The organism is Dyella sp. (assembly GCF_036384435.1).
Taxonomy (GTDB): domain Bacteria; phylum Pseudomonadota; class Gammaproteobacteria; order Xanthomonadales; family Rhodanobacteraceae; genus GSA-30.
The window spans coordinates 1-10,384 of record NZ_DASVMI010000173.1 but is presented as its reverse complement, the minus strand read 5'-3'; the positions used below and the strand labels follow the sequence as shown (position 1 = coordinate 10,384).

The window sequence follows — 10,384 nt, the reverse complement described above, 5'->3', positions numbered from 1 at the left end:
GGAACGTCTTCTGGTTGAAGGTGGAATAATACAGGTCAAGCACCGAATGATAGTGATCATCAGGCGCCCATTCGAGCACGGTCATCAGGCCGTTGCGCAACTGGTTTTCCGATTTTGCACGCAATTGCATGCCTTCTTGCGAGAGCACGTTGTCCGGCATGCCCGGCGTATGCGCGGCGCCCCATTGGCCTTCCGCACCCTGCGGACCGTTGTCGTTGCTCCACCACCAGGCCTGGTATTGTTTCTCCTGCACGGGCGAGTCGAGTTGCGCGAACCCCACGGCCAGTCCAAGGGTGTGATCAAAGAACTGGTCGATGTACGAGAAGCTCGCGCGATGGCCGGTGTCGCCTACGCCACTATGATGGTTGAGGCTGCCGTTGGATGTGTTCTCGCCACGCAAGTTGGCCGCGAACGTGCGTTGCTTCAAGTCCAGTGGACGAATGGTATGCAAATCCACCGTGCCGGAAAGGCCCTGGCCAATCAGGCTGGCATCGGGCGTCTTGTACACCGCCGCGCCGCTGATCAGCTCCGAAGGATACTGGTCAAAATCCACTCCGCGGTTTTCGCCGATGGTCGCTTGTTCGCGTCCATTGAGTGTGGTGCCGGCAAAATCAGGCGACAGGCCGCGAATGGATATCTGGTTTGCGCGCCCGTCCACGCGCTGCGTGGCCAGGCCTGAGAGTCGCGCCAAGCTCTCGGCAATGCTGCTGTCGGGCAATTTGCCAATGTCCTCGGCTGAGATGGCTTCAATGATGTTGTCGGCGTTTTCCTTGGCCTTGATCGAATTCTGGATCGCACCCTGAATACCCGTCACTGTAATCTGGTCGAGATTGCTGACGTTGTCAGGATTGGCAGGGCGCTTGTTATCCTTGGTGTTGTCCGGGGTATTGGTAGGCGCCTGCGGAGGCTGTTCCTGCGCAAATACGCTTCCTGCATGTCCTGCGAGCAGGCAAGCGGTAGCGCAGGCGAGCGCTAACTGGCGCTGGCGCAAGGCGGGCACGACAAACCACAGCGTCGAATGTCGACGACTCATTGAACTCCCCTAAAAGAGCGACTGGTTTTTTTTAATTGACCGAAACAAAGCGTGCCCCCGCACGCTTTGCGGCGCAGGATGCGGGAGTGAAATCTTGCTGTCATCCTGCGCCGCAACAGATTTACTTGCGAACGTTCAGCCAGGTGGAAACTCATGCGTGATAGTCATCATGCTTGGTATGTCTACGCTTATCGCCTGCACCTCAATTTGAACGATCCAAATGTGGTCGAACCGCCTGGCAAGGATTTACGAATCGACTTGCCGGTGGCGCAAGTTCGACAACTTGCCGAGGCCGCCAGCCGGTCCGAGGCGAGCGCGGGCAAGAGCATTCGTCATCATGGATGTCACGCACTCGCCACTCATCCCTCGTTCTTGGCTCGTGTCAGGGCCCGAAGTCAGAACACGCATAAGGCGTAGCCAGCTAGTCAGGTCGTGACGAATGTCTCATAATGCGAGTGATTCGCATTTGTGCCTTTATTCCTCTGGATGTCCATGCTCATCTCGCTTCATACCAGCCGTCGCCCGGTTCATTGTCCTGGCTCGTTGTCGCTTGCCATCCGCCTATCGTTGACCGGAGCCCTGGGCCTTGCCTCGCTGGTGGTCCATGGCGCCGATGTCGTGACCTCTGACCCTCAGCAGGCCCAGCATGCGGATAACGCCACGACGCTGTCAGGCATCCAAGTCCAGGCCGATGTGCCCGCGCCCACGGCTGCCTATGCGGGCGGGCAGGTTGCGCGGGGCGGCCGCTTTGGCGTGCTGGGTAACCAGGATGCCATGAGTGTTCCCTTCAGCCTGACCAGCTATACCGACAAGCTTATCCGTGACCAGCAGGCGCACACCCTGGGAGACGTGGTAGCCAACGACCCTGCCGTGCGCACGGGTTTTGGTTATGGCAATTACTCGCAGACCTTTGTCATTCGCGGCTTCCAGCTAGACAGTGACGACATCGCTTTTGACGGACTCTATGGATTGCTGCCACGCCAGTTGCTGACGCCCGAGCTGGTCAGCCGCGTCGAAGTATTCAAAGGCGCCAGCGCTTTCCTCAATGGTGCCAGCCCAGGCGGGTCTGGAATCGGCGGCGGCATCAATATCGCACCCAAGCGCGCCGATGCCGAACCCCTGACCCGCGTGGGCGTCGATTACGGCAGCGATGGCCAAGTCGGAAGCACGGTCGACTTCGGTCGTCGCTTTGGCGTCAATAACGCTTATGGCTTGCGAATCAACGCGGTCAAGCGCAGTGGCGATACTTCCATTGATGGTGAGGATCGCCGCGTGACGGCCCTTGGCGTGGCCTTCGATTACCATGGCGACCAGTTCCGCCTGACTACTGACCTTGGCTACCAGAAGCAGGTCATCAATGGTGGCCGCGCGGTGGTCTACCTGACCGACGTGGTGCCCCGCGTGCCTTCGGCCAAGACCAATTATGCGCAACCCTGGTCGGGATCATCGCTGGAGGACACCTTTGGCGTGGTGCGCGCCGAGTACGACTTCGCACCCTGGATCACTGCCTATGCGGCAGCCGGCGCGCATCATGGCAACGAATACGGCGACTATGTCAGCCCTACCGTGACCAATGCGGCTGGTGACGCAACCGAGTCGCGCTTTACGGTGCCGTATGTCGCCGATACCGCGACCGGCGAAGCGGGCGTCAACCTCCGCGTGGATAGCGGCTCGGTCACCCATCGCATCAATGTCGGCTTCTCGGCGTTCTCCACACGCAAGAAAGCCGCTTATGCGTATTCGAACTTGTTCGACACCAATATCTACAACCCGGTGGATGTGCCGGTGCCTGGTTATGTCGCCAACGTCGGCCCGATCAGCCAGCCTGGAATCACTGGCCGCACCCAACTGCGCAGCATGTCCATTTCGGACACGCTCGGGTTTGTCGATGACCGCGTCGAGTTGACAGTCGGCGCGCGCCGGCAGCGCCTGCACGTGATCGGTTACAGCTACGCCACCAACGGAGTGCCAGGTGCGCGCAACGCTGAATACGATCAGTATGTCACCACGCCGGTCATCGGCGTGAATTATCGCGTCACCGAGCAAATTTCCGTCTACGCCAACCATATCGAGGCGCTGACCCAGGGTGATACCGCGCCAACATCCTTCAGCAACATGCCGGTCACCAATGCGGGGCAGGTGTTCGCGCCGTTCAAGTCCAAGCAAAACGAAGTGGGCGTCAAGTGGGATGCCGGAAATATAGGCAGCAGCCTGGCGCTGTTCCAGATCAAGCGGCCTAGCGGCTACGTGGATGCCACCAATACCTATGTCATCGATGGTGAGCAACGTAATCGCGGTATCGAATGGAGTTTCTACGGCGAGCCGGTGACCGGTGTGCGCCTGCTTGGCGGTGCCAGCTACATCCAGCCCTTGCTCACCAATACGCAGGGCGGATTGCAGGATGGCAATGATGGCATCGGCGCGCCGCGTTACCAGGGCAATGTCGGCGGTGAATGGGATATCCCCGGAACGCCCGTGACCGTCAATGCGCGTGTTGTCTACACCGATTCGCAGTACGCGGATACGGCCAACAAGCTGCGCATCCCCGCTTGGACAACCTACGATGTCGGCGCACGTGTGAACACACACCTGGGTAGCGTGCCCACCGCGTTGCGTTTCACGGTGCAGAACCTGACCAATAAGGGATATTGGGCGTCGGCCTTGGGAGGCTACCTGACCCAAGGAGCGCCGAGGACTTATCTGCTTTCGGCTTCGTTCGACCTTTAAGTACCCCCTCCTGGACCAGGCGTGCCATTCATAGGCGCGGCTTATGGATGGCATGCAAACAATCGAATTCAGCTCCCGCCGTGCCGGGCATAGAGTGGTCGTCAATGCCGCCACTTTCGTTTACGTCTTTCATGAATACGCACATCCTGCAAGGTCCGCTTGCCGTCGATCGTTCACTGGCATCGGTACGACGGGCGCTGGACATGCGAGGACGGGGTTGGAAGACCTTCTTCAAGCTTGCTGGCCCGGCGGTGGTGGTGTCGGTTGCCTATGTCGATCCGGGCAATCTAGCCACCAATATTCAGGCGGGCGCTGCCTACGGATATCGCCTGCTATGGGTGGCGCTGCTGGCCAGCGTGCTTGCGATGTTTTTCCAGGCGTTGTCGGCCCGCCTGGGTATCGTGACGGGGCGCAATCTTGCCCAACTCATTCGCGAACAGTTTCCGCGGCCGCTCGTGATTGGCATGTGGATCGTCAGCGAGATCGCCGCGATGGCGACTGAGCTGGCCGAACTGGTCGGTGGCGCGTTGGGACTGTCGTTGCTATTGGGTATCCCGATGCTCATGGGCATGGCCATCGTTGTCTTAGCTACCTGGGCGCTGCTGATGCTCGAACGCTGCGGCTTCCGTCCGCTCGAACGCATCATTGGCGTGCTGGTTGGGGTGATTGGCCTGTGCTACCTGGCCGAGCTGTTCGTGGCTGACCTGCGCTGGCGTGGCGTGATGGATGGATTGATCCAGTATCACTTGCCGGATCAGGCGGCCGTGCTCTTGGCTGTCGGCATATTGGGCGCCACGGTGATGCCGCACGCGTTGTTCTTGCATTCGGGTCTGACCCAGGCGCGCGTCCCGCCGCGCAACGAGGCCGAAAAAAGCCGTTTGCTTCGCTACTCGCGTATCGAAGTGGTCGCGGCACTTGGTGTGGCGGCACTAATCAATCTGGCGATGATTGCCACGGCGGCAGCCGCCTTTCATCACGGACATGCGGAGGTGGCGCGGTTGCAGGATGCCTATCATGCGCTCACTCCACTGCTTGGTGCGGGGGCAGCCGGTCTGTTTCTGGTCTCGCTGATTGCCTCGGGGGTCTCCAGTTCCGTCGTCGGGACCATGGCAGGACAGTTGATTGCCGACGGCTTCCTGCGCAGGCGCACGCCGCTGTGGCTGCGCCGCCTGGCAACGATGCTGCCTGCGTTGGTAGTGATTGCGATGGGTCTGGATGCCACCGCCGCTCTGATCGATAGCCAGATCGTGTTGAGTTTTGCCTTGCCGGTGCCGATGATCGCCCTGGTGTGGTTCACACGGCAGAAGCGCCTGATGGGCCGGCACCGCAGCGGGGCGGTGGTGCACGGTTTTGCCATTCTGGCCACCATGCTGGTTCTCGGGCTGAATGGGCTGCTGGTGGCTCAGGCCCTCGGGTTGGGGTGAGAGGACAGGCTGCCCGACCTACCTGCGGTTGCTTTAGCGGTTGCCCTTACGTTGTGCAGGAAATTGTTCAATAAGTTGCCGGCTTACACGTAAATCCCTGTGGTCCGCATCACACTTTCAACGACTTAACCTGCATCATGAGGCTTTCGGGCGTTATGGCGCATGTCACTAGCGTGTGACACGCGGTTATGCTTCGCCCGCACCGCGGTGGTTCAAGGCTCATCCGCTGCTCCCGGCGGCTGGCCATGCGGTGGCTTGCAAGGATATTCGGGAGCCCGTTCGTTATTGATTGACTGTGAAGTCAGGGGGAAATCATGTTTCAACGCTCGCTGCGGGTGCGCCTGCTGCTGCCGGTGCTAGCCCTGGTGCTGATCGCCGTGGTTGCCTCTACACTGGTCCTGGCATCCACCGAAGCCGGCCGTATTCGCGATGATGCCAACGCGTCCATTGATCGGCAGACCAATGCCTTGCAGAGTCTGCTGGCCGTGACGCGTTCGATCATGCTGGACCAGGTCAAGACGTCCATGCGCCTGCTCAAGAGCGAGAGTGATCGGTTGGGGCGTCCGGGGATGGGGCCGCCCACGGATGTCGCAGGGCGCCCGGTCAACGATGTGCAGTTCGGCAGCACCCGGCAGGCCAACAACTTCGACTTGGTCGATCATGTCACGCAAATCGGTGGTGGCACCGCCACCATCTTTACGCGATCGGGCAATGATTTCGTCCGAGTCGCAACCAATGTCAAGAAGGACGATGGCAGTCGTGCGGTCGGCACGCAACTGGATCCGAATGGGCCAGTGATCGCTAATATTCGCAAGGACTCCAGTTTTTATGGGGTGGTCGACATCCTCGGCAATCCCTATGTGACCGGCTATGAGCCGATTTACAACGCAAGCAACGACGGCATCATCGGTATTTGGTATGTCGGCTACAAGACCGACCTGGATGCACTCGATCGCGTCATCAGCCAGACCAGCGTGCTCAATTCCGGCTTCGTCGCCTTGTTCGACAGCAAGGGCAAGTTGCGCTTCCATTCCAAAACCGGGGCTACCCAGTCCACGGAAATGATGAGCACCGTCGTCAAGCAGAATCCCTCCGACTGGGTCATTACCCGGCAGGATGTTCCGGGCTGGAACTTCACCCTTGTGTCGGCCTATCCCAAGAGCGATGTGAACAGCCAGATCCATCGCCAGTCGTTGTGGATTGCCGGCATTGGCTTGCTGATCTGTGTGCTGCTGCTGGGCCTGCAATCGGCGCTGATCTGGAGCCGGGTGCTCAAGCCGGTGCAGCGCCTGACCTTCGTGGCCGATGAATTGAGCATGGGCAAGTGGAACCATACTCTGGACGAGGTTAATCTGAAGGACGAAATCGGCACCCTGGCCCGCGCCATCGCACGCCTGTCCAATAGCGTGCGGCTGGCCATGGAGCGCCTCAACAAGCGCTAAGGGGCTGATGTGAAAGGACATCGCACGATTGCCGCAGGTGACACCGACCATGGCTAATGACGCACGAAGCCTGACCGAGATACTGCGTGAACTGAAGGCATTGGCGGTCAAGAAATCCTCCGGTTTCTTCTTTATCGCCACGACCGACAACCATTCCTGCACGATACGCATGCATGCCGGCACAATCGAGGACGTGATCTACAGTCGCTCGCGAGGCGACGACGCCGTGCAGTTGTTATCCCATACCCAGGGCGGGCGAGGGCGGTTCCAACCCGACCCGGGCAGCATTGGCGGTGGGCGCAGCAAGCTTAGCCAGACGGCACAGAATTGGCTGCTCGGTGGTTTCGAGACTGGCCCGCTGGCGGGCGAGGACGACCCCGTACAGCCTGTTGTGCAGCCGGCGGTGTCCAGAGCGGACGCCGCGCCAGTGGCCGGGGTAATCGCCAGTCCGCGCCAGCGGCGTGTGATCCAGGAGGCGGCATTGCATTACCTGGGGCCGATTGCCAGCATCATTTGCGACGAGGCCTTCGAGTCGGCCGTTGATATCGATGGAGTCATCGATATCGTGGCGGGCAACCTGGGTTCGGCGGATGAGGGCTTGCGCTTCCGACGTGAAGTCCGTGCCGCGCTCGGGCCGGGCTGAACCGAAAGCAGCCAGGTCTCCACGGCAACCAGGCGTGGCGGCGTCAGTTCCATGACCCATGGTGACGATGGTATAGGTATGACCGGTTGTCGTCCCCTCACATGGCGACGCATTCTGTAATTGCCCGAGCCTAAAGTCTCCCTGGGACTCGCCGTTACATACTCCGGAAAACAACCGGATCTCGGCAGCATGATGACAGCGCAACCGGCCCCTGTATCGGAACCCGTGGCCTTGTTGGCCCGGCAACCGATCATTGATCGTTCTGGACGGTTGGTCGCCTACGAACTGCTCTACCGTGGGATGACCGCTGGCGATATCGATGAGCGCACTGGCGCGGGGGCCACCGCGACGGTGATCCTCAATACGTTGGGCGAATTTGGTGCCGCCTATACCCTAGGCGAAGCCCGAGGGTTCGTGAACCTGGGACGTGCCTCAATTGATGCCGGCATCGCCGATATCCTGCCCAATGACCGCTTTACCCTGGAGATCCTAGAGACCGTCCAGATCGATGACGAGGTAATGCGGGCCTGTCACGAGCTCAAGAGTCGCGGATTTCAAATCGCCCTGGACGATGTCACCAGCATGGATCAGCTGGGTAGTGACGTCCTGGACTTGGCCGATGTGGTCAAGGTGGATTACCCCTCGGTCGATGCGCATACCCTGAGCCTGATGGTCGAGCGCATCCATGTGCATGGCGCTCAAGCCCTGGCCGAAAAAGTCGAATCAGCGGTCGAGTATCAGCGGTTGGCGTCGTTGGGTTTCGACTTGTTCCAGGGCTATTTCTTCGCGCATCCGGAGGTGATGCAGCAAAAAGGCACCGCGCCGTCCCGTGCGGCATTGCTGCGGCTGCTGCGGTCGCTCAGCGCCGAGCCTACCATGGACGAGCTCGAAGAACTGGTTAAGCAGAATCCACTCGTGCTGACCCAGCTAATGAAATTGGTGCGCTCGGCGGCGGTCACGCCGACCGCTGGCAAGGAGATGACGGTACGGCAGGCGATCGTACGCATCGGTACGCGTCAGCTTTCGCGTTGGGTGCACCTATTGCTGTTCTCCAATCCCAGCAATCTGCCTTTGCGCTCCAACCCGATGGTGAATCTGGTGGCCACTCGTGCGCGCTTCATGGAACTGGTGGTGCGCGATATCGAGCGTGGAAGGCCGCAACTGGCCGATGCCGCCTTCCAGACTGGCCTGTTTTCGCTCATGCATGTGCTCACCGGACAGACACCGGCTGAGCTGCTGAACCAGTTGTCTTTGCCGGAGCCGATTCGCGACGCGATTCTCGACCATGCCGGTACGCTCGGCAAGGCGCTGACGCTCGCTGAATTGATGGAGGCGCAATCGTCACATCACCTGGCCGATACGCCCGTCAATGTGCCTTCACGCTCGTTGATGGCATTGTATTGCGAGGCTGCCCAGAGTGTGGCCAAGGACATCAACGACTGATCTTGTCGCCGCAACGGCGCAAGGGAGCCCAGGTCTGTTAACCGGTCGCGGACCGCGTTTCGACGCGGGCTCGTGGCCGGTGGCAGGGCGTGGCCGGTAGGCGGCAGCAGCCTGTCCTGCGAGCGAAGTGAATGCTGAAACGTCTCACCGTGGGAGTGCGGCGCGTTGTGGTGTGCCGGCCGTTTGCCGGGTCAGCGCTTGACTGTCTGGCAATCAAGTAACATTGTAAGTTACATGAAACGCGATAGCCGACTTTCCGGTGTACTCCACGTCCTGCTGCACTTGGCCGAGCTCGACGGCCCGGCGACGTCCGAGGTCTTGGCCAAGGCCATGCATACTCACCCGGTGGTGATACGACGCATCCTGGGCGGTTTGCGCGAGCACGGTTACGTCCGGTCGGAAAAAGGCCATGGCGGCGGCTGGTCGCTGGCCTGCGACCAGGACAAGGTCAGCCTTCGCGATATCTACGATGCCCTGGGTGAGCCATCCCTGCTGGCGATGGGCAATCGCACCGAATCCCCCGGTTGCCTGGTGGAGCAGGCGGTCAATGCCGCATTGGATCAGGCCTTTCAGGAGGCCGAGCGCCAACTGCTGGAACGGTTGGGGGAGGTCACGCTCGCCATGCTGAGCGCGGATTTCCACGAGCGCTTCAAGGCCTATGGCAATCACCATTCCCTCGTTGAGAACTCCCATGCATCTTGATGCCATCGTTATTGGCGGCAGCTTCGCCGGCCTGTCCGCCGCTACCTATATTGCCCGTGCGCGGCGATCGGTCTGTGTGATCGACACGGGACTGCCACGCAATCGGTTTGCCGAGCATTCTCATGGCTTCTTCAGCCACGATGGCAGTGCGCCACTTCGCATGGTGGCTACCGCGCGCGAGCAGGTATCGGCTTATTCGAGCGCCCGCTTCGTGGATGTCGCCGCGCAGCGAGCGGCGCGCGATGACGAGGGTTTCGTCGTGACGCTTGCCGACGGGCAGGCCTTGCGGGCGCGTCGTCTCGTGCTGGCCTACGGCTTGCGCGATCATTTGCCCGATGTCCCTGGCTTGGCCGAGCGCTGGGGCAAGACCGTCATCCATTGCCCGTACTGCCATGGCTTCGAGTTCAGCGGGCAGCGCCTGGGTGTGCTCCACGTCGTGCCCATGTCTGTTCATCAGGCCATGCTGGTGGCCGAATGGGGACCGGTGACGTTCTATCTCAATGGCGCGGACAGGCCGGATGCGGAAACCTGTGCGGAGCTTGAAAAGCGTGGTGTGATCATCGAGCCGGCTCGTGTGCGTCGACTGCATGGCGAAGGCACGCAGTTGACCGGTATCGAATTGGAAGAAGGGCGTATCCAGGGTCTGGATGCGCTTTATACGGGCTCCCATATGCAATTCAATAGCGACATCGCCGAGCAACTGGGCTGCGAACTGGACGAACTGTCGCTGGGTTCGATCATTCGCACGGACGAAAGCCGGCAGACCACGGTGCCTGGCGTATATGCGGCCGGCGACATTGTCCGCGGCGCGCACAGCGTCACCTGGGCCTGTGCTGATGGAGTCACCGCGGGCACGGCGCTGCATCGGTCACTGGTGTTCTGATCATGGCGTGATAAGCATGTGTCCTGCTGCTGGCGCAGGATATGCGCGAGCGCGCCAACACGGTATACGATGAACAAGAAACAGCTG

The 10,384-nt window shown here is 60.5% G+C and carries 8 protein-coding genes; 7 read left to right on the top strand and 1 reads right to left on the bottom strand.

Annotated elements, in window-relative coordinates:
* Positions 1 to 1,033 (bottom strand): TonB-dependent receptor plug domain-containing protein (locus tag VF436_RS18265; protein ID WP_330905472.1); only part of this gene is annotated, 1,033 nt, incomplete at its 3' end.
* Positions 1,034 to 1,525: 492 nt separating this feature from the next.
* On the opposite strand from VF436_RS18265, the gene VF436_RS18260 reads away from it, so the two are divergent.
* The 7 genes from VF436_RS18260 (at position 1,526) to VF436_RS18230 (ending at position 10,297) form a co-directional block, all read left to right on the top strand.
* Entirely contained in the window at positions 1,526 to 3,760 is a 2,235-nt protein-coding gene (locus VF436_RS18260) for a TonB-dependent siderophore receptor (protein WP_330905471.1), read from the top strand.
* A 131-nt stretch (positions 3,761 to 3,891) separates the two neighbouring features.
* Positions 3,892 to 5,184, top strand: coding sequence for an Nramp family divalent metal transporter (locus VF436_RS18255; protein ID WP_330905470.1), 1,293 nt, complete (start codon positions 3,892 to 3,894; stop codon positions 5,182 to 5,184).
* 314 nt (positions 5,185 to 5,498) lie between these two features.
* Positions 5,499 to 6,626, top strand: a complete 1,128-nt coding sequence (locus tag VF436_RS18250; RefSeq protein WP_330905469.1) for a Cache 3/Cache 2 fusion domain-containing protein — start codon at positions 5,499 to 5,501, stop codon at positions 6,624 to 6,626.
* A gap of 49 nt (positions 6,627 to 6,675) precedes the next feature.
* The gene (locus VF436_RS18245) at positions 6,676 to 7,269 is read left to right on the top strand and encodes a hypothetical protein (RefSeq protein ID WP_330905468.1); all 594 of its coding nucleotides are present in this window, start codon (positions 6,676 to 6,678) and stop codon (positions 7,267 to 7,269) included.
* 189 nt (positions 7,270 to 7,458) lie between these two features.
* A complete protein-coding gene (locus VF436_RS18240; protein ID WP_330905467.1) occupies positions 7,459 to 8,712 on the top strand; it encodes an EAL and HDOD domain-containing protein in 1,254 nt (417 codons plus the stop codon).
* A 234-nt stretch (positions 8,713 to 8,946) separates the two neighbouring features.
* The gene (locus tag VF436_RS18235) at positions 8,947 to 9,414 is read left to right on the top strand and encodes an Rrf2 family transcriptional regulator (protein WP_330905466.1); all 468 of its coding nucleotides are present in this window, start codon (positions 8,947 to 8,949) and stop codon (positions 9,412 to 9,414) included.
* Complete coding sequence (locus VF436_RS18230; protein ID WP_330905465.1) at positions 9,404 to 10,297, top strand: NAD(P)/FAD-dependent oxidoreductase; 894 nt, start codon at positions 9,404 to 9,406, stop codon at positions 10,295 to 10,297. The genes VF436_RS18235 and VF436_RS18230 overlap by 11 nt, the downstream gene beginning before the upstream one ends.
* Positions 10,298 to 10,384 lie beyond the last annotated feature (87 nt).